Origin of the sequence: Aneurinibacillus thermoaerophilus (genome assembly GCF_900099925.1) — a bacterium.
Taxonomy (GTDB): domain Bacteria; phylum Bacillota; class Bacilli; order Aneurinibacillales; family Aneurinibacillaceae; genus Aneurinibacillus; species Aneurinibacillus thermoaerophilus.
In genome coordinates, this window is the sequence record NZ_FNDE01000033.1 from 1 (window position 1) to 19,244 (window position 19,244).

The following is a 19,244-nucleotide window of genomic DNA, read 5'->3' on the forward strand; positions in this document are numbered from 1 at the left end:
ACCCATGCTGCCATACTTACAGGTGATAGTGACTTCCTCCCAGCAGTTGAAATTGCTAAATCTGAAGGTGTACATATCACTCTTTTCTACTCCGATAAAGAAGGGTGTCTTCCTCACGATGAACTATTAGATATGGTAGACGCACGAAGAATAATCAATCAGGAAATGATCGACTCATGGAAAAGATAACATATATCAAGCCCTCTAGGGCTCTTCTTTTTCACCACAAAATAGAACATACGCTCCTATTTATCAACAAGTTTATCCACAATATTCACATAAAGGAGAGGATGAAAAATGAAAGGATACTTCCGCAAACGTGGGACAAAGTGGTCATTTACTATCGATGTAGGCCGTGACCCCGAAACCGGGAAACGGAAACAGAAAACTGTATCAGGGTTTAAGACGAAAAAAGAAGCTGAAAAAGCGTGCGCTGAAATGATTGCACAAATTGAGAATGGGGAATTCTTTGAGACAAGTAAGGATAGTCTCGCTGTTTTTCTACAACAATGGCTGGATAACGCAGCAAAGCAAACAACCCGAGCGACAACTTTCGATGGATACAAGCGAACCATTCACCATCGAATTATCCCGGCTATCGGTCATTTAAAATTGGCTGATATCAAACCTATTCATATTCAAAAATTTTATACACGACTTGTAGAAGAGGATCTTTCCAGCGAGTATATTCGTTTCATCCACTCCATTCTGCGTAGCGCATTTAATACGGCGCTCAAATGGCAGCTAGTCTCGAAAAATATTATGAGCAACGTGGAGGTTCCGAAACTTAAAAGAAAAGAGAAAGGGATATGGACACTAGAACAGGCACAGCAATTTCTTAACTATGCAAAAGAAAAAGGAACCCGCCGTTACATCGTGTACCTGCTCGCCATTTATACAGGAATGCGCCGTGGTGAAATCTTCGGGTTGCGTTGGAAGGACGTGGATTTAGAAAACGGGAAGATCAGCATCAATCAAACATTGAGCTGGGTAAGTGGTCAGGGGCTTATTTTTCAGGAAGCAAAAACAAAACGCTCGCACCGTAGTATCTCTATTTCTGATTTTGTGGTTCAAGAATTAAAAAACCACAAGCTTCAGCAACGAAAAGAAAAACTAAGAATAGGAGAAGCATACAACGACCAAGATCTTGTGGCGGCCAGTGCATATGGGAATCCCATGAATCCGCGTGGGGTTACAGATTATTTCCGGAAGTTGACTGTTGAAGCTGGTTTACCAGTCATTCGTTTTCACGACTTACGACATACACATGCAACCATTATGTTGAAACTGGGCGAGCATCCGAAAATCGTTTCTGAACGGCTAGGTCACTCCAATATCCAAATGACACTCAACCTTTATAGCCACGTCACTCCAGACATGCAAAAAGACGCTTCCCATCGATTTGAAGAAGCAATGAAAAGTGCTCAAAACTCACTTTAGTATACTAAAGGTGGTCAAAATGTGGTCAAAACACTATTTTCTAAGCGTTTGGTCAACTATAAAAACAGAAAACCCCTTATAAATCAAGGGGTTTCACACATGCTGCTCTTCACATTGCGAGCAATAACCATAAATTTCAAATTTATGCCCTGTAATCGTAAATCCTTCTGGCTCGCCAAATCCCCCATCCAGCGGACACAATCTAATATGGCGCGTCTTTCCGCAGGACAAGCAAATCAAATGATGGTGATGGTCTTCCGTTGAACAGCGGAAACGGTACTTCCGCTCTCCGCCTAGTTCGGTTACCTCCAAAATATTCAACTCCGCGAACAATGTTAAATTCCGGTATACAGTATCGAAACTCAGCGCAGGATAATGCTCCTGCATATACTCAAGCATATCGCGAGCCGACAAATACCGCTTTTCTTCGGCGAAAATGCGGATCATCTCTTCCCGCTTGCCCGTATATTTATATCCACTTTTCTTTAAAATCTGCAAAGCCTGTTCCACGGTCATTATTTCCACCGCCTTTTACTTCACTTCAAGAGTTGCGTAGCCGCTTGCCGACAAGTACGCACACAAGCAGCAAGACGGCAACAAGTACAATCGTGCCGCCCGAAGCCAAATCAAACGTATAGGCAATTAACAGTCCGCTCAAAACGGATACTTCTCCGAAGACAATTGCATAGATAAATGTCTGCCGGAAACTGCTGGCCAACTGCAACGCGGCCGCCACCGGTAACGTAATTAGCGCCGAAACAAGCAAAATGCCCACCACCTGCATGGAGATGCTAATGACAAGCGCGACCAAAACACTGAATACAACGTTAATCAAATTGCGTGGAACGCCCGAAATGCGCGCTCCTTCTTCGTCAAATGAAAGATATAGCAATTCTTTGTAAAATAACCAAACAATTGCAATTACAACCAAGCTGGCGATCACAACCCGCACCAAGTCTTCTTCCGTAACAGACAACAAGCTGCCGAATAAATATCCGAACAAATCGACATTAAAGCCGTTCGCCAGGCTAATAAGCACTACACCAAGTCCGATACCGGTGGACAAAATAATCGGGATGGCAAGCTCCTGATAGAACCTGTACGCTTGACGCAGCTTATCTATCATAAAGGCGCCGCCTACCGCGAAAAACATTCCTGTATAAACCGGGCTGATGCTCTGAAAGGACGGGATATACTGTGAAAGCAGCAACCCCGCCGCTACGCCCGATAGCGTGATATGAGACAGAGCATCCGCAATCAGCGACATCCGGCGTACTACAAGAAACACGCCGATTAGCGGGGCCACAAAACCGATAATTAACCCGGATAGCAGCGCATGCTGCATGAATTTGTAACTTAGTATCGCTTCAATCATCGCTTTCTGATTCCCTTCTAATGGTTATGATGCAGCACATGTACATCGTAACCGTATGACTTCAACAAAATTTCGGGGCGTATCCGTTCGAATTCTTCGGCTCGTCCGTGAAAATGCAACTTGCGGTTTAGACAGGAAATGGAATGCATTTTCGTACTAATAGCCCCTAAATCGTGAGAAACAAGAATAATAGAGATGCGATTTTCTTCGTTCAAACGCTTCAGCAAGTCATAAAAATGCGCTTCTGATTGTGCGTCCACGCCGACGGTCGGTTCATCTAAAATGAGCACATCCGGATCGCTGACCAGCGCCCGTGCAATAAACACACGCTGCTGCTGTCCCCCGGACAGGCGACCGATATTCCGCCCTTCAAATCCACCCATACCAACTGTCGCAATTGCCTCCCTGACCCGTTCTTTCTCCTTCTTGCCAGGCCTGCGAAACAATCCCATCTTCGCAGTCAATCCCATCATAACGACTTCGAATACCGTGGCCGGAAATCCGGTATTAAAACTATTCGCTTTCTGCGAAACATACCCAATACGCGACCATTCGTCAAACTTGCGTAGCGGCTTACCGAACCACGTAACATTTCCTTCCTGCAAGGGCAATGCGCCAAGAATAACTTTAAGCAAAGTAGACTTGCCAGACCCGTTAGGTCCGACAAGTCCCATCATTTCACCCCGATGCAGCTGTAAGGAAACATCTTCGAGTACGCGTTTGCTCCCATAACGGTGCGAAACATGCTGCACGTCTAAAACAATGTCACTCACTGTACTTCCAGCACCTTCTTCAACGTATTTAGATTTTCTTTCATTAAATCAATATAAGTCTTACCGGCGTCAAATTGCTCTTTCGTTACATTCTCAATCGTATAAAGTGTCACAGCTTCCGCACCGGATTCCCGCTGTACCGTTTTTGCTACTTTATTCTCAACAAGTCCTTCAAATGCCACATATTTAATATTATGCGCTTTTACCGTATCAATCAAACTTTTTAATTGCTGCTGAGACGGCTCTTCTGAAGGAGAAAGACCAGATACAGACAACTGGATTAAACCATATTGTCTCGTTAAATATGCAAACGCCTTGTGAGATACAACCAATTCTTTTTTCTTCGCTTTACCGATCACGTCTTTATATTCTTTGTCGAGCGCATCTAAATCCGCGGCAAGCTTCTTGTAATTCGCTTCATATGCATCCTTATGAGCCGGATCAACCTCTGCTAGCGCATTTTTCACTTTCTCTGCTTGCTGTTTGGCTAACATCGGATTTAGCCAAACGTGCGGATCGTATTTTCCATGAGCATGCTCACTGTGATCCTCTTCATGCACCGATTCTCCTTTATGACTATGTTCCCCTTCATGAGCGTGCTCTCCCTCATGTTCATGCATTTCTGTTTCTATAAGCTGCAATCCCTGACTTGCATCCAGTGCTTTCGTTTTTTGCGGATCAAGATTTTTCGTGACGTTCTCAATCCATGTCTCATAACCTGCCCCATTGTAGATGAATAACTTCGCTTCATTTAATTTGGCCATATCTTTTGCTGACGGTTCGTAGTCATGACCTTCCGCTCCAGGCGGCAACAAATTTGTCACCTGTACATGCTCACCGCCAATAGTCCGTGTAAAATCATATAAAGGAAATATACTTGTATATACTTGTATTTTTTCTCCATTTGCTTTCCCGGCAGAAGCAGCCCCTTCACCTTTTTGTCCACAGCCTATCAAAAAAACAGCCAGCACAAGGCTTAGTACGAATAAACTATAGAAAAGTTTCCAATAACCTTTCACTTTTGTCATCCCTCACTCTGTAAATAAGATTTCTTCCGATTTCCAAAAAACAGTATAACGTAATGATTACGATTTGTAAACAAAAAAATGAGACATTAACTACCAAGAAGTTTCGAATACCGACATTGAATTTATCATGATGAATGCTGGATATGACCAGCTAAAAAATTATGAAGCGACTCATGAGCTAAAGGCACAAGCGATAATTCCTCAGACTTCTGGACTTTATTCAAATCCTTTTCTGATCGAGCCGTTCGCTTTTCCGTTTCACGTTCAAAAAGGAAAAGCTGAAAATAGAGCGAAAGCAGCCCCTTACCACAGGTAGCTGCCTTCCTAACTTTATTATCTATATCATGATCTATATCATGCCACCCAACCGAAATAGCGGACAATCTGAGTAACCACAAAGCAAACCACAATCGCAATGGAAAGCGGAATAAGAGCCGCAAGCACCGTCCATTTTGCACTTTTCGTCTCTTTCGCGATCGTATATAGCGTCGTACCGCACGGATAATGCAAAAGCGAAAACAACATCACATTAAGCGCTGTTAGCCACGTCCAACCGTGCTCCAAAAACAATGCTTTAAGCGCACTTAAATCTTCCAACTCTAACATTGCGCCGGAAGCCATATACGCCATGATAAGAATCGGCACAACAATTTCATTGGCCGGCAGTCCAAGTATAAACGCCATCAAAATATATCCGTCCAGCCCAATCGCGTGTCCGAACGGCTGAAGCCAATTTACCGCATGCGCCAGCATGCTTTGCTCCCCAACCGTAATGTTGGCCAGCAACCACGTAATGACGCCAGCCGGGGCAGCGGTAATCACAGCACGCTTTAATACGAATAACGTTTTGTCAAATACCGAACGAACAAACGTGCGCACCACCTGTGGTTTACGGTACGGTGGAAGTTCCAGCGTGAAGTGGGACGGCACACCACGCAGCAATGTTTTAGAGAGCGCCCACGATACAAACAGCGTCATCATAATACCGAACAATACCATGCCAACCACAATTAGTGCAGCAACCGTTATGCTTTCACCTGTGCCGACCGCTGCGGTCATAAATAGCGACGACATCAAAATCAACGTCGGCCATCTTCCGTTGCATGGCACAAAATTGTTCGTCAAAATCGCAATCATGCGCTCGCGAGGCGACTCGATAATCCGACAAGAAACAATCCCCGCTGCATTACATCCGAACCCCATCGCCATGGTTAGCGATTGCTTACCGTGTCCGCCCGCTCTTTTAAACAATCGGTCAAGATTGAACGCAACTCGCGGCAAATAACCAAAATCTTCAAGCAATGCAAACAATGGAAAGAAAATGGCCATCGGCGGCAACATAACCGAAACGACCCAGCTAACACCTCTAAATAAACCAAGCACTAGAATGCCGTGCAGCCAGGCTGGAGCGCCAGCCCACATAAACAAAGCCGTCAATTTTCCTTCTAGCCAACCAAAACCGCTTGCCAGCAAATCCGACGGTACGTTGGCCCCCGCAATCGTAATCCAGAACACTACCCCCAGCATGGCCAACATAATTGGAAATCCAAGGTAACGAGATGTCAAAATGTCATCCAGCTTGTTATCCCAATCCATTCGTTTATTTTCATTCGTCTTGGTGACTTCTTCAGCAATTTTCTGAGAATACTGAAAAATTTGTTCTACCAGTACATCTCTTATCGGCTCTTTGTTCCCCATTTCAATTCGACGTGCAATCGCATACAAATGGTTCAAGTCGTTCTTCCCTATGCCTGCGGCCATGATGGCGATACCCCCTGACTTACAGAATGTAGTGGCAGCACGTCATCCGTCAAATATTTCTCCATATCTTCCAGCAACGTATGATCCCCATCCAGCAAGCGCAGCGCCACCCAGCGCGGATTAAGCACCCCTCGCAACAGCGGTGCGATCTCCGCTTCCAATTGCTCTACCGCCCGTTCTATCTGTTCACTATATCGGAGAATCAGTGGCTTCGGAACCACACGACCGGTTGCCACATCGAACAGCGCATCCTGCAATTCCTTCAGTCCTTGCTTTTGACGGGCAGCTGTGGCAATGACCGGCACGCCCAACTTTTGCGAAAGACGCTCTGTATCTACCGTAATTCCTTTTCGTTTCGCTTCATCCATCAAGTTTACGCATAGCACAATCTTATCAGTAATTTCCATCACTTGCAGTGCAAGATTCAAGTTCCGTTCCAGCGCCGTCGCATCTACTACAACAAGCGTCACATCAGGACGACCAAAGCAGATAAAATCACGCGCTACCTGTTCATCCGCGGAATTCGGCAAAAGAGAGTATGTGCCTGGCAAATCAACCATAAGAAACGACTCACCCCGATGTGTAAATGTTCCCTGCGCATTCCCCACCGTTTTTCCAGGCCAATTTCCGGTGTGTTGATTCAAGCCCGTCAACGCGTTGAATACTGTACTCTTCCCTGTATTCGGATTTCCAGCAAGCGCAATGACAATCTGCTCAGATGTTGTCATCTCGATTCCAAATTTACTGTGTAAAAGCTCTTTTCTCCTCTCCGCTTGTAACCCTTTCATTTGTCTTCCTCCTTATTTCGCAACGGTTCAACCATGATCTTCATCGCGTCTTCCTTTCGTAATCCGATAAGCGTTCCACGCACCCGGTACGCCACCGGGTCGCCGATCGGGCTGCGCCGTACGGCTTCTACTACGGTCTGTGGCACAATTCCTAGATCCAGAAGCCGCCTGCGCACTAAACCCTCGCCAGACAGCGCTACTACTTTCGCTTTATCACCAGGTAAGAGCTCCGCTAAAGGGATAATTCCTTGCTTGCTGCCAACCATCCAATCACCTCGAAACAACTTGACAATTAGCCAAGCGCTAAATATTTTACCAAGCTCAACTTTTTGTCTAAAAAAAGAAAAGGATATTATTTTCCTCATATAAATTATTTTGCATATGGGCAAAAAATGCAAGTAGTTTTTCTTTCCGTTACATTATTTACTGTATTTCCTATCCATCCTTTTTGTGCTATCCTCTCCATTTTCATGTCATATCCCTGTTTTTAAACTCGCGCAAGCCAAACGTCATGATGATAACAAACAGCGTAACGGCAATGCCATACATTAAGAGTCCTTTATCAAACCGTTCCATCGAAGGTGCGAAAAATGTAGTAATCGGATACGTCCACGGATAAAAAATCCACAGTTTTTCCGAGTTCGCAGCGAAAATTGCCGGCGCCGCAAATCCGACGCCAAGGGTCAACGGAATCCCGATGTGGGAAAAACGAAAACTTAGCACAAATTGAATCGCGATAATAGGCAACGCGGCCACAAACGCCAGTGCTCCTCTGCCCAGCAACAAACCATAAGGTGCCTGTCCTTCCGCTCCGGTGATCCATCCCCCTGCCAACGTACCGCCGCTCAATACCGCCATATTAAGCAAAACAAGCATGCAGGCTATCACTAATTTCGCAACATAAACCTGACCGCGCGTCACCGGAAACGTCAATAATTGTTTCCATCCGCCGTGAACATTTTCAACGCGCGCAAGCAAAGCGATCAGCACCGTAATGACAAGCGGCATCAGCATAGTAGGATACATAAACATGCATTGTTCATACAGTATTTCCCATTCTGTGCGCGTGCTTCCGGCAAAAACCGTATCCCGATAACGAAGAAAATTCCCTACGCCCTGCACCACCAAAAACAGCGGCACAAGTACGGCGATCCATATCATGCCTGAACGGCGCAGTTTTAGCCATTCGGCCGCAAGCAATTGTTTCATCCTCTTCCCTTCCTCCTATACAATGTCCCGGTTCTTAAATTCGTGCATTCCCAGCACCAGTAATAGCGGTCCAGCAATCAGCCCGCTCCATACGGGACGGTTGTTTGCAATGTCTTCTAATGGTGTCGCATAAAGAATCGTCACATGCGGAAAGAAACTAAGCATTTCGGATTGAGCAAAAAAAAGGGCGCATACGCTCAAGGTAATCCCAATCGCAATCGGTACAATTACATTTTTAAAACGGGAGCTTAGCCAATGCTGGATGCTAACGATGCCAAGCACACCCAATGCCTGATATAAGGCATAGCGACCGTACAGCTCCCAGGCAAATGGTTCGGAAAATTCAAGTATTTTACCGACTACAAACAATCCGATAAACAAAACAAAAATAGCAAGATATGTAAGCAATAATATTAAAAACCACTTTGAAAAATAGACATTTCTTCTTGTCACCGGCAAACTCAACAAATGTTTCCACGCGTTTTCGCTGAACTCCCGGTAATGCACAATCGCAGCAATTAACGTAACTCCAATCGGACAAAAAAACGCCCACAAAAACATTAACTCACCCAGTATAATTCCCCAGGAACCAAGTCCCGCATTGCTCTTCTTTGTAATTAAGTAATCGTAACGGACACCTACATCAATCCATACGAGAGCCGCAATCAGCAGCGGGCCACCGATAACGAGCCACCACATCACACCGTTCTTCTGCTTATACATCTCAGTCATAAAAACAGCCAGGCGACTCATACGCTCTGCGCCTCCTTCGTTAGTTCAAGGAAAATATCTTCCAGCGATTTTCTCTCTTCGCTCAAATGCCATACTTTATGACCGCTTAATACAAGATGACGGTTAACGTTAGCCGCTTCGCTTTTATCCGTATTAATGTAAAGAATATCCTCGCTTTTCTCTACGCGATACCCGGCATTAAACAACAGTCTCGCCGCTTCGTTCATCTTATCTGTTTCTACACGCAGCTTCGGCTTACTGCGGGCCTGCAATTCCGAAAGCTTGCCCTGAAACAGCAATTGCCCTCGGTTGATGATCCCCACCCGATCAGCAATCAGCTCAACCTCACGTAAAATATGGCTTGATACAAGCACCGTAATATTCATGTGTTCAGGTAAACTGACAATTAAATCACGAATTTCGTGAATGCCCGCCGGGTCAAGACCATTCGTCGGTTCATCGAGAATGAGCAATTCCGGATTTCCCAATAGCGCCTGCGCGATGCCGAGCCGTTGCTTCATGCCCAGCGAATACGTTTTGGTCTTTTTGTTCTTCCATTCAGTCAGCCGGACAATGTCAAGCACACGATCAATATCTTTTTTATCCGCGCCAAGCAGCCTGCGCGTCACTTCCAAGTTTTCATAGCCGGTCAAATGTCCATAATAGGAAGGCGATTCTACAAGAGAGCCGACTTTCCGGGCGATGTCCAGTCTATGGCTTGCCAATGGTTTACCGAAAATGCGAATGTCTCCTGACGTCGGCTTAATCAGCCCAAGCAACATCCGAATGGTTGTCGTTTTTCCCGCACCGTTCGGACCGAGAAATCCATACACTTCCCCTTTTCGCACTTGTAAGGAAAGGTTGTGAACCGGTGTAAATTTTTTAAATCTCTTGGTTAGTTGCTCTGTTTCGATTACAAATGAAGTCATGGCTATTCCCCCTATCCTCTCGATTTAATTTGACTTCATTGTACTGTCCGTATCTTAATCTCCCTTTTAGCGTTCCTTAATTCTTTCTTAATTACGCTCTCGCAAAAAGAGCCTTCCTTCTCCGGAAGACTCTATATAAATCACATTTGATATATCGACATCCTTGTATGGTTTAAGGGAAGAATCATGTACATAACATGCTCTACTTTACAACTATAGTACTCTATTGCTGTACGATAGAAAGCGCCACCTTCTCCAGTTCGGCTTTCGGAAGCGGACCGGACACATGAATATGGTACGCGCTTTGCTTTCCTTTTGCGGGAACGATGAGAGAGAGTCCATTTGCGTTGCGCTTGTCTTTTTCACCATATAACGCCTGAAAACCTTCAAGCGTATACTCTTTTATATTGGAATACGTACCGAAGAGATGAATGTCATCCGGGTCTTCAAGCTCCTGCTGCAAAATGCCGAGCCCTTCTTCTCCTTTCTCATAATAGATATTAATGACCGGCTTCCGTTCCTTTGTATCCTTGCTTACTGCTCCTACTTCGGTGCGCAGCACATAACCTTCCGGTACATACGTCGGCTTTCGCACCGGAAATGTCAACAGCTTTTGCGACTCTTCCAAGGTCAAAGTGTCAACGGGGCTTTCTTCGGCCGCCATTATTTTCGCCGAATAAGGGGCAAGCTCTTTTTCCAGTTGGTTGTAACGTTGTTTTTCCTCTTCGCTCAAACGGCTTGCATCAAGCGTTCCGTCCGGCCCCGCCATTTTCGCATGATAGCCCGCAGCTTCTTTCAACAAAGCTTCCATTTCCTTGTATTCTTTGCTGTTCAATACCCTTTTGGCCTGTGCCAGCTTTTCTTCAACATGCTGATATTCTGCTTTCGTGCCTCCCTGGGCAACGAAGTTCTCCTGAGAGCCGAAAATACCGTCCGACAAATATGAATAACCTGCGAATCCTGCCGTCGGAATCATAATTGCCGCTGCCGCAACTCCCGCTATCAAACGTTTTTTCATTCTCTTCTGTTCCCCCTTATATGAAATACTGCTTAAAATTCGGTTTCTCATCTCAGGTGTTCCTTTCATTCGTTCCGCCTCTGCTTTCAAAATCTGACGCAACCGATTCTCAATGTCCATGACTTTCCCCCGCCTTTCCCAGAGAATAAGCGTTCGTATACGATATGTTACGAAGCTTTTCGAGAGCGAAATGGAGCCGTGATTTTACCGTGCCAACCGGAATATCCAGAATACGCGCGATTTCCTCCTGTGAATACTCGTACAAATACCGCAGTACAATCACCTGTTTGTACTTATAAGGCAAATTGTCAACCAGGCGAATCACCTCAAGACTATCCAGCCTGTCCGCCACCTCCCCTGAAAAATCCGGCTCGGTTTCCTGAGAAGTATATTGTTGGTTTTTCGCCAATAGGCGAAATAAACGCCATCTTCGTCGCCGATAATTGTTCACTTGCCGAATGGCAATTCCGATAACCCAAGAGCGAAAAGATCGAGCCGGATTAAACTTCGGCAGCGATTTATATATTTCAATGTAAATCTCTTGAATGACATCTTCAGCACTCGCTCTATCTTCAAGCAAAAAGCGCACAGTTCCCGTCACATCGCGCACCGTACAATCATAAATTCTAGCAAACGCTTCCCTGTCACCAGCAATCGACCGCCTAATGTTCTCCAACAATTCTTCGTTTTCCTGCTCCATCGCATCTCACCCCCCTTTTTGATTCTACATTTGATATTGGTTCAATCCATTTCCATCGTTCATTTTTCTTTGCAAAAGATACATTTTCTTTTCTATTGCGCTAATAGATGAGGAACTTTCCGCTTATTCCCCATTCTCCGTATACCATCGCTAATGTATAATAAACGTTGAAAAAATTACATCAGGAAAAGAGGGAACAAAATGACGGAAGAACAAATGACAATGTTTAAGCAAATGTTCGAAAATGCGCTTCAGTTGCCGGAAAAAGAGCAGCTGACGCTGTTTGAAGCAATGGCGCAAAACGCAAAAACATTTCTGGAAACGAACAAAGACTTTACGATAACACCGGAGATGCTGGAGATGTTCTCCCGTCTCTCGCCACAAGTGCAAGAAAGAGTGAAAGAATTCCTTGCTCCGTACATTAATAAATAGCTGAATTTCTTCCTCCACCATATGGCTAATCAACAAGTGTGCCTCTTAAATGACAAAAAGCCGATTATTTCTCCATCAAGAAATAACCGGCTTTACTTATGTCATAGAAAATCTTTATTATTTTTATAAAAAATCCAAATGGCTCCACCGAAAACGACAAGACAAATATGGACTATCCAAAGAAACATATTATCGCTCATATTCCCACCGCATTCCTTAACAATATTTACCTTCATATATTTTAACTTTTTTCATTTTTCCTCCCTCTTCTACATCAAATCAGCCATTTATACCTTTAGAATAATTAAACATGAAAAAAATGGACCATCCAATTCAACTTTTTATTTACCATCCACTTGTTTATAATAGTTTTTATTCAACCCGGATTCATAAGAAAGAGGAATATGAATATGGAATGGAAACCTGATCGTTTGCATGATAAACCTATTTATAAACAAATTGTCGAATATATCGAATACCGGATTTTCAACGGAGAATATCCTCCCGGAAGCTTATTGCCTTCCGAACGCATTCTTGCCAAAGAATTGAACGTGAATCGAAGCACAGTGGTCACGGCCTATGAGGAACTGCGCGCATCAGGGCTTATTATTAGCAAACAAGGAAGCGGGACACGCGTGAGCCCATTTCTTGCGGAGAATTCTAAAGAACGGGTGCCGAATTGGAATCGATATGTGGTCGGAGGCTCTCTTTTACCCAACATACCATTAATCCGCCGCATCCTAAAAGAAGCGCTCAATAAAGATCTTATCGATTTAGCCACAGGAGAATTATCTCCTGATCTATTTCCGCAAGCACAATTTCAACAAATAATAAAAACAGGAAACTTCAATTTTCATTTAGGATATGAAAATCCGCAAGGAAATTTCCAGTTGCGTGAAACGATTGCTAACCATGTAAAAAAATACAAAAACATTGATGCAACCGCATCCTCCATTCTCATTACTTCCGGCGCGCAACAAGCGTTGCATCTCATTGTGCAATGCCTGCTCAAACCGGGAGATTCGATCGCTATCGAAGATCCTTCGTATTGCTATTCACTGCCTATCTTTAAGTCAGTAGGTTTAAAAGTGCATTTGTTGCCGGTTGACCAGAATGGAGTAAACCCTGATGATCTCCTGACTCTTCATAAAAAACATCGGCTTCGCATGATTTTTCTAAATCCAACTTTTCAAAATCCAACAGGAGTCAGTCTGCATCCCGAACGTCGCAAGAAAATTCTCGATATCGCGGCAAAATACGGAATCCCTATTATCGAAGACGATCCGTATACGTTAACCGCTTTTGAACAGGAACCGTTTCCTACGCTAAAATCTATGGACCCTTATGGAATTGTTCTTTATATTAGCTCTTTGTCCAAGATCGTTTCTTCCGGCTTGAGAATAGGATGGATTACCGGGCCGCAACGGGTCATTAACCGCCTGTCCGATGCTAAACAGCAGATTGATTTCGGACATAGCATTTTTTCACAGTGGATAGCGAATGAATTTTTGACGTCTCCCTATTTTCATGAACATATAAATCAACTTGTATTGGAATTAAAAAAGAGGCGGGATGCTATGGTTTCTTCAATAAAGAATTATCTTCACGATCACGTCGAATTTTTTATTCCCAAAGGCGGAATCCATATGTGGTGTAAGATGAAAACTCCTATACATGAAGAAAAGTTACTCGAAACTGCGCTGAATTATGGAGTGATTTTTGTACCCGGAAGTGCTTTAGGGACAAAAAAAGGATATGTTCGATTTACTTTTGGTCGAGCTTATGAGGATACGATTGAAGAAGCTATCTTCAAATTTTCTGAAGCATTTTATAATCTGGCCAATAAAACTTAAATGATATAAAATTAATGTTTCGAAATTTATATGATGGTAAGAGGGGTAAAAAGGGAAAATGGGGAGAAGAAAAAGCAAGCCGGAGCCCCTTGTCTTTATGCAAAGCCCTTCTTCCTTCCTCTCTTACTTTCCCTTCCAAACAAATATCAAACCATGAACACATATTTATAATTTCTTGTCTTTCTGCCGCAAAAAAACAACACGAATCGCTGTTCCTTCCCCAAGTTTGCTTGTGACACAAATTTCACCGCCATGCGCGTCAATAATTTGCTTGGCAATCGCCATGCCCAGACCGGAGCCCTGATGCCGCTCATTCGTGCTCGTCCCGCGGTAATAGCGGGTGAACAGCTTATCTATCTCTTCTTCCGCAATCCCTTTCCCACTGTCCCGAATAAGTACTGTCACCATTTCCGCTTCTTCTGTCACGGTTACACAGACACGGGTATCGGGCGGATTATGAATAACCGCATTGTATATAAGATTGGTAAAAGCACGAGTGAAATAAGCCCGGTCCAGCAAAAGCGGTACATGCTCTTTGTTTGTAACAAATTCGATCGCTCTATCTCCGTATTGCGGATCGTTCAACAAATCAATAATAATTTCCCGGACAAGCTCAACCACATTTTCTTCCTTTTTTTGCAACGGAAGCAGATTATTTTTTAACTGGTATGTCAACCGTAAATCTTCCAATAATTTTTCCATATAGCTCGTTTTACCAACAATAATGTCGGCATATTTTCGCCTTTCGTCCGGTGAAATTTCATAGTCTGAATCGGCCAGCACTTCCCCAAACCCTTTAATGGAAGCAAGCGGCGTTTTTAAGTCATGCGAAAGATTTGTAACCCATTCATCACGCATTTTCTCTAGCCGCATCCGTTGCACCTCGCTGGCCTTTAGGGCATCAGCCAGCTGATTCAAACTTTTATATACATCTTTATACAAACCACGTATGTTGTATTTTATGGAATAATGCCCTTGTGCCAGTGCCTGTATACTTCCGATAATCTCGACCAAGGGCCGTGTCAACTTGCGGCCAAAAAAATACCCGATCGTAATCACCATTAAGAATGTTAACACAAACACTGCCAAAATGACTTCTTTCCAAAAATTTATCATTTTGAACGGGCTAAACGACATCACATATCGGGAAATCGTATGATAATGAAACCCAAGAATGTACGTCCATTTCGTGTCCTCATGAGTAACCCAGCTAACAAACAACGTCGAGTCTTGAATCGAAGCGGTATATCTGTAATAATGCACAAGCTCTCCCGGCGTATAATGCTTTGGGGCAGCTTCCGGCTTATTCAGATTGTATACTTCAGTACCATTCGCATTAAGTATCTGAATCCAGGCTCGCTTCTTGCTTAGTTCTTTCTTTCCTTCAGGCGAAACTTGCGGCTTATCATCCACAAATACGATAAAACGGCCAAACTTCCGTGTATATTCCTCATAAGGAAAAAAGGAGATGAATGCGTTTTTCTCCGGTTCTGCCGATGAAAAATAAATAACGGCCGCTAAATTAATAAACGTAAATGCGACCGTCATCAAAATGAGCGGGACAAGGAACAAACTGGTCATCTTCCACTTCATGCTTGCACTTTCCCCTCATTCTGCAATTTATATCCAAGCCCCCGTACCGTCAGCAAATACACAGGAGCAGACGGGTTGTCTTCCAATTTTTCACGCAGATGTCGCATATGCACCATAATGGTGTTATCATAACCGAAATACTCTTCTTCCCAGACTGCTTCATACAGTTTGCTTTTGCTGAAAATTTGGTTCGGATGGCGCGCAAGAAACAATAGCAACTGATATTCCTTCGCAGTTAACGCTACCAGTTTCCCTGCCTTCCGCACTTCTCCACGCTTGGCATCAATTTCCACATCACCAAATGTGTATACTGTCTCTTCTTTTCTGCTTAAATAATAATGGCGGCGAAAATGAGCTTTTATCCGATACGCTACTTCCTTTGGGCTGAACGGTTTCGTAATATAATCATCACCACCGAGCCCAAGACCAAGGATTTTGTCCGTATCCTCGTTTTTCGCCGATAAAAAAAGAATCGGTGCCACCGTAATGTCACGCAGGCGCCGGCATACTTCAAAGCCGTCCATATCAGGCAGCATAATGTCAAGCACGATAATATCCGGCTGATGCGCACAGCACATATCAATTCCATCCCATCCGTTTGATGCCTTATAAATATGAGAGAATCCTTCTTTCTTTAACACGGTTTCCAGCAAATGCAAAATATCTATCTCATCATCGATCAGCAAAATTTTTTTGGCGGACATATCCGGCATCGCAAGCATTCCCGTCACCTCAACCTATCGTATGCGGCATGGATTTTCCGTCATTATAACACATTCCAAAATCCTCTTTCCTTAAGCCTGGCTTAAATTTTGCATAACAAAAAAGCCGTCCTCTAATAGGACAGCACGTTTATTCGATGTGCGAATGCTCTTGAGCCAACGCTTTTTCCAGCAGATATACGATGTACGGATGCCGATAATTACTCTGGTGCTCCAAGCGATAGAGCTGACTCCACAGGGAGTTATATGTACTTCTGTATTGTTCAGGTACATATTCTCCGAAGCAATGTTGCAAATGAACCAGACGCCATTTCGCATATGCCCTTTCCTGATGGCTATTTTTCTTTTTTCCTCCATCAATAAGCGCCATTTGCTCACTTGCTTCATGCAATAGTATCTCTACCATTTTTTCAAGACTGGCAAACTCTCTGCCGTCAAATTTGCAAGATAAATTTGACATTTTCTCCCCCATAATCAAAAATAAAAACATTTCCATGAGTTAAATATAAAAAATAGCCATACAACGAATATTATATAGGCCAAATATGATAAATAACAAGATATATCCTCCTATTTTTGACCTTTTCACCTAAAAAACCCGCCCATTCGCACCCCTCTCAGACTTGCGAACCAGCGGGCCAAACAATTTATGCATGCATACTCGCCTGCTTTTGCACAATTTTTTGGTATTTGCGACTGACGGAAGACTGGCTAATGCCAAGCACCTTCGCCGCCATGGTGGTCGTTTTGTAACGCTCCATCGCCAGCAAAATTAACTGCTCCTCCACATCTTCGAGCGCTTCCTGCAATGGAATCAAATTCGTGATAATCGGTCTTACTTTCGTTGAAGCTTTTTTCCATTGCAGGAACCGATTCAGATGATCGGCGTGAATCATTTCTTCTTCGGTCGTCACGACCGCCCGTTCAATGATATTCTGCAACTCGCGGACATTCCCCGGCCAAGAATACACTTCAAGCAAATTAAGTGCGTCCGGACTCAATTGAATATCGCGGTGATACTTCTCGTTCAGCTTCTGCAAGAAATAATAAGCTAATACCGGAATGTCTTCCGGGCGCTCTCGAAGCGGCGGAATATGAATCGGAATTACATTCAATCTATAAAATAAGTCTTCACGGAAGCTTCCTTCCTCTACTTTTTGTTCTAGGTTTTTGTTGGTTGCAGCGATAATCTGCACATCGACCGGAATCGTCTGTGTGCTGCCTACCGGAATCACTTCCCGCTCCTGCAGCACGCGCAACAGCTTTACCTGTAGTGACAGCGGCATTTCGCCAATCTCATCCAAAAAAAGTACGCCACCGTTCGCCTTTTGAAAATACCCTTCCTTCCCTCTCGGATCGGCGCCTGTAAACGCCCCTTTTTCATATCCAAATAATTCGCTCTCCAACAAATTTTCCGGGATCGCGCCGCAGTTGATTTTTAAAAACGGCTGGTTCACGCGTGCGCCCAATTGATGAATCGCCTTGGCAAACACCTCTTTACCAACGCCGGATTCACCGGTCAACAACACGGTGGAAGAAAATCGAGCAATCTTTTCAATTTCGCGCATAATACGGTCAATTTTGGGACTGCAATATACAACGCTTCGGTTTAACGTATGCCTGCTTTTCAAACTTTCCAATTCTTCTTTATACTGCTGGGACAGCTTTTTCATTTCTTTTAATTCGCTTTTTAGCTTTGTCGTTTCTGTAATATCGCGGGATGCAATGACAATCCGTTCAATGTTGCCTTCTTCATCAAACACTGGATTTCCAACTGCCAGCACTTTTCTTCCGTTACTCATATCCTGAATAACTGAAACTTTTCGTTTTCGCTCAAGCACAAGGCGTGTAACGGATGGTTTAAACAGCCCTTGATCTTCCAGTTCCAGCAAATTTTTGCCTACGAGATTTTCTAAATCATCCTGGCGAAAATTCAACGTGTTATTGTCGCTAAAACGCAACAATTCCCCTTTATGATTGACAACCAGAATCTCGTCATAAATGGTAGAAAGAATCGCTTTTAAATCTTTATTCAAATCTTTTACATAATCAAGTTCCATCGCCATCTCTTCTAGCATCGGCAAATCCTGTACCACAATCACAACGCCTTTAACCTCATGTTCCGGACTAAGAATTGGACTATAATCAGCTAAAATTCCCATTTCAGGACGAATATGAAGTTGGTTAAGAATCGTCTCGCCTGTGGCGAATACACGTTCAATTTGTTCCGCGCCGAAAATTTCACGCGCTGGTCGATTATGAATTTTCTCTTTCTCACAGCGGATCATGCGCAATCCTTCATCGTTATAATTGATGATACTCCCCTGTTTATCCACCACAAAAATCCCCTTTGGAATCGATGAAAGAATCGTTCGGAACAGGTCAATATTGTGGTTGTCTTGCCGCAGGAGTTCTATCAAAATGTCTTCCCTACGCAAATATCCGCATACTTCATCCTGCTTATTCTTTACAATAACAATCTCTTCCCCGAGCAGCTTAAATACATCAGATACAGATATATCGCAATAAATATGGTAAGCAAAATGCAGCGGTATCAAATGTGCCTGCCAGAAAGGAATTTCATTGTTTTCCGCTTCCTTATCGGACGATAAATCCTGGACACGAACATAGCCAATGACTTCCTCTTTTTTCTTGACAAACAAAACCGGTTCTTTTTGCTCTTCTAAATAACGTTCAACTTCAGAAAATGACATGTCTGTAGATATGGTATGAATTTTTCGTACATTCTCTTCGGTAAATACCAGCACTTTCCTTCCTCCTTCCGTTCAAGAAATTATGCATAAACTAATTTTATTATACACTACTGCATACATATGAGAACAAGCAGGAAAGCGTTAAAACTTGTTCCACACTTCCTGCTTGTTTTTATT

General features: G+C 43.7%; 20 protein-coding genes and 1 pseudogene. 5 read left to right on the forward strand and 16 right to left on the reverse strand.

What is annotated here, in order from left to right:
• A pseudogene (locus BLR88_RS19970) lies at positions 1-189 on the forward strand (NYN domain-containing protein); the annotation flags it as partial.
• A 108-nt stretch (positions 190-297) separates the two neighbouring features.
• A complete protein-coding gene (locus BLR88_RS14275; RefSeq protein ID WP_091260974.1) occupies positions 298-1,440 on the forward strand; it encodes a tyrosine-type recombinase/integrase in 1,143 nt (380 codons plus the stop codon).
• A 93-nt stretch (positions 1,441-1,533) separates the two neighbouring features.
• Here BLR88_RS14275 and BLR88_RS14280 read toward each other — a convergent pair whose 3' ends face one another.
• Genes BLR88_RS14280 through BLR88_RS14295 form a run of 4 tightly spaced genes read right to left on the reverse strand, consistent with a single transcriptional unit; the run spans position 1,534 to position 4,607 of the window.
• A complete protein-coding gene (locus BLR88_RS14280; RefSeq protein WP_091260976.1) occupies positions 1,534-1,956 on the reverse strand; it encodes a Fur family transcriptional regulator in 423 nt (140 codons plus the stop codon).
• A 25-nt stretch (positions 1,957-1,981) separates the two neighbouring features.
• Positions 1,982-2,815, reverse strand: coding sequence for a metal ABC transporter permease (locus BLR88_RS14285; RefSeq protein ID WP_057900055.1), 834 nt, complete (start codon positions 2,813-2,815; stop codon positions 1,982-1,984).
• A gap of 17 nt (positions 2,816-2,832) precedes the next feature.
• Positions 2,833-3,588, reverse strand: coding sequence for a metal ABC transporter ATP-binding protein (locus BLR88_RS14290; protein ID WP_057900056.1), 756 nt, complete (start codon positions 3,586-3,588; stop codon positions 2,833-2,835).
• A complete protein-coding gene (locus BLR88_RS14295) occupies positions 3,585-4,607 on the reverse strand; it encodes a metal ABC transporter substrate-binding protein (protein WP_236781919.1) in 1,023 nt (340 codons plus the stop codon). The genes BLR88_RS14290 and BLR88_RS14295 overlap by 4 nt, the downstream gene beginning before the upstream one ends.
• A gap of 136 nt (positions 4,608-4,743) precedes the next feature.
• On the opposite strand from BLR88_RS14295, the gene BLR88_RS14300 reads away from it, so the two are divergent.
• On the forward strand, positions 4,744-4,932 hold the full coding sequence (locus BLR88_RS14300) for a hypothetical protein (protein ID WP_057900058.1): 189 nt from the start codon (positions 4,744-4,746) through the stop codon (positions 4,930-4,932).
• A gap of 38 nt (positions 4,933-4,970) precedes the next feature.
• Here BLR88_RS14300 and BLR88_RS14305 read toward each other — a convergent pair whose 3' ends face one another.
• From BLR88_RS14305 to BLR88_RS14340, 8 genes are all read right to left on the reverse strand, one after another.
• Complete coding sequence (locus BLR88_RS14305) at positions 4,971-6,377, reverse strand: nucleoside recognition domain-containing protein (RefSeq protein ID WP_057900059.1); 1,407 nt, start codon at positions 6,375-6,377, stop codon at positions 4,971-4,973.
• Positions 6,362-7,105 carry a FeoB small GTPase domain-containing protein gene (locus BLR88_RS14310; protein ID WP_204244872.1) on the reverse strand — a complete coding sequence of 248 codons (744 nt, stop codon included), beginning with the start codon at positions 7,103-7,105 and terminating at the stop codon, positions 6,362-6,364. The genes BLR88_RS14305 and BLR88_RS14310 overlap by 16 nt, the downstream gene beginning before the upstream one ends.
• Before the next feature lie 56 nt (positions 7,106-7,161).
• A complete protein-coding gene (locus tag BLR88_RS14315; RefSeq protein WP_057900061.1) occupies positions 7,162-7,431 on the reverse strand; it encodes a FeoA family protein in 270 nt (89 codons plus the stop codon).
• A gap of 202 nt (positions 7,432-7,633) precedes the next feature.
• Entirely contained in the window at positions 7,634-8,374 is a 741-nt protein-coding gene (locus BLR88_RS14320) for an ABC transporter permease (RefSeq protein WP_057900062.1), read from the reverse strand.
• 15 nt (positions 8,375-8,389) lie between these two features.
• The gene (locus BLR88_RS14325) at positions 8,390-9,127 is read right to left on the reverse strand and encodes an ABC transporter permease (RefSeq protein WP_057900063.1); all 738 of its coding nucleotides are present in this window, start codon (positions 9,125-9,127) and stop codon (positions 8,390-8,392) included.
• Positions 9,124-10,035 (reverse strand): ABC transporter ATP-binding protein, encoded by a 912-nt coding sequence (locus BLR88_RS14330; RefSeq protein ID WP_057900064.1) that lies wholly within the window; start codon positions 10,033-10,035, stop codon positions 9,124-9,126. Before BLR88_RS14330 ends, BLR88_RS14325 begins: the two co-directional genes overlap by 4 nt.
• Positions 10,036-10,258: 223 nt before the next feature.
• Positions 10,259-11,173 carry a DUF3600 domain-containing protein gene (locus tag BLR88_RS14335; protein WP_091260979.1) on the reverse strand — a complete coding sequence of 305 codons (915 nt, stop codon included), beginning with the start codon at positions 11,171-11,173 and terminating at the stop codon, positions 10,259-10,261.
• A complete protein-coding gene (locus BLR88_RS14340) occupies positions 11,163-11,753 on the reverse strand; it encodes a sigma-70 family RNA polymerase sigma factor (protein ID WP_057900066.1) in 591 nt (196 codons plus the stop codon). Before BLR88_RS14340 ends, BLR88_RS14335 begins: the two co-directional genes overlap by 11 nt.
• Before the next feature lie 201 nt (positions 11,754-11,954).
• On the opposite strand from BLR88_RS14340, the gene BLR88_RS14345 reads away from it, so the two are divergent.
• On the forward strand, positions 11,955-12,185 hold the full coding sequence (locus BLR88_RS14345) for a hypothetical protein (RefSeq protein ID WP_057900067.1): 231 nt from the start codon (positions 11,955-11,957) through the stop codon (positions 12,183-12,185).
• 410 nt (positions 12,186-12,595) lie between these two features.
• Positions 12,596-14,038, forward strand: a complete 1,443-nt coding sequence (pdxR, locus tag BLR88_RS14350) for a MocR-like pyridoxine biosynthesis transcription factor PdxR (protein WP_057900068.1) — start codon at positions 12,596-12,598, stop codon at positions 14,036-14,038.
• A 165-nt stretch (positions 14,039-14,203) separates the two neighbouring features.
• On the opposite strand, the gene BLR88_RS14355 is transcribed toward pdxR, so the two are convergent.
• The 4 genes from BLR88_RS14355 to BLR88_RS14370 all read right to left on the reverse strand — a co-directional run bounded on the left by BLR88_RS14355 (position 14,204) and on the right by BLR88_RS14370 (position 19,121).
• A complete protein-coding gene (locus BLR88_RS14355; RefSeq protein ID WP_091260981.1) occupies positions 14,204-15,631 on the reverse strand; it encodes a sensor histidine kinase in 1,428 nt (475 codons plus the stop codon).
• Positions 15,628-16,353, reverse strand: a complete 726-nt coding sequence (locus tag BLR88_RS14360; protein ID WP_057900070.1) for a response regulator transcription factor — start codon at positions 16,351-16,353, stop codon at positions 15,628-15,630. Before BLR88_RS14360 ends, BLR88_RS14355 begins: the two co-directional genes overlap by 4 nt.
• A 130-nt stretch (positions 16,354-16,483) precedes the next feature.
• Positions 16,484-16,813, reverse strand: coding sequence for a hypothetical protein (locus tag BLR88_RS14365; protein ID WP_057900071.1), 330 nt, complete (start codon positions 16,811-16,813; stop codon positions 16,484-16,486).
• A 187-nt stretch (positions 16,814-17,000) separates the two neighbouring features.
• Positions 17,001-19,121: a sigma 54-interacting transcriptional regulator gene (locus BLR88_RS14370; RefSeq protein ID WP_408863274.1), complete on the reverse strand. Its 2,121-nt coding sequence runs from the start codon at positions 19,119-19,121 to the stop codon at positions 17,001-17,003.
• Between the last annotated feature and the right edge of the window lie 123 nt (positions 19,122-19,244).

Bases quoted from the DNA above. Each gene is read 5' to 3' on its own strand.
- BLR88_RS14300 (WP_057900058.1), top strand. From the start codon at position 4,744: ATGATGAATGCTGGATATGACCAGCTAAAAAATTATGAAGCGACTCAT.
- BLR88_RS14340 (WP_057900066.1), bottom strand. From the start codon at position 11,753: ATGGAGCAGGAAAACGAAGAATTGTTGGAGAACATTAGGCGGTCGATT.
- BLR88_RS14345 (WP_057900067.1), top strand. From the start codon at position 11,955: ATGACGGAAGAACAAATGACAATGTTTAAGCAAATGTTCGAAAATGCG.
- BLR88_RS14325 (WP_057900063.1), bottom strand. From the start codon at position 9,127: ATGAGTCGCCTGGCTGTTTTTATGACTGAGATGTATAAGCAGAAGAAC.
- BLR88_RS14275 (WP_091260974.1), top strand. From the start codon at position 298: ATGAAAGGATACTTCCGCAAACGTGGGACAAAGTGGTCATTTACTATC.
- BLR88_RS14310 (WP_204244872.1), bottom strand. From the start codon at position 7,105: ATGACAACATCTGAGCAGATTGTCATTGCGCTTGCTGGAAATCCGAAT.
- BLR88_RS14365 (WP_057900071.1), bottom strand. From the start codon at position 16,813: ATGTCAAATTTATCTTGCAAATTTGACGGCAGAGAGTTTGCCAGTCTT.
- BLR88_RS14360 (WP_057900070.1), bottom strand. From the start codon at position 16,353: ATGCTTGCGATGCCGGATATGTCCGCCAAAAAAATTTTGCTGATCGAT.
- BLR88_RS14305 (WP_057900059.1), bottom strand. From the start codon at position 6,377: ATGGCCGCAGGCATAGGGAAGAACGACTTGAACCATTTGTATGCGATT.
- BLR88_RS14315 (WP_057900061.1), bottom strand. From the start codon at position 7,431: ATGGTTGGCAGCAAGCAAGGAATTATCCCTTTAGCGGAGCTCTTACCT.
- BLR88_RS14335 (WP_091260979.1), bottom strand. From the start codon at position 11,173: ATGGACATTGAGAATCGGTTGCGTCAGATTTTGAAAGCAGAGGCGGAA.
- BLR88_RS14355 (WP_091260981.1), bottom strand. From the start codon at position 15,631: ATGAAGTGGAAGATGACCAGTTTGTTCCTTGTCCCGCTCATTTTGATG.
- pdxR (WP_057900068.1), top strand. From the start codon at position 12,596: ATGGAATGGAAACCTGATCGTTTGCATGATAAACCTATTTATAAACAA.
- BLR88_RS14330 (WP_057900064.1), bottom strand. From the start codon at position 10,035: ATGACTTCATTTGTAATCGAAACAGAGCAACTAACCAAGAGATTTAAA.
- BLR88_RS14285 (WP_057900055.1), bottom strand. From the start codon at position 2,815: ATGATTGAAGCGATACTAAGTTACAAATTCATGCAGCATGCGCTGCTA.
- BLR88_RS14320 (WP_057900062.1), bottom strand. From the start codon at position 8,374: ATGAAACAATTGCTTGCGGCCGAATGGCTAAAACTGCGCCGTTCAGGC.
- BLR88_RS14280 (WP_091260976.1), bottom strand. From the start codon at position 1,956: ATGACCGTGGAACAGGCTTTGCAGATTTTAAAGAAAAGTGGATATAAA.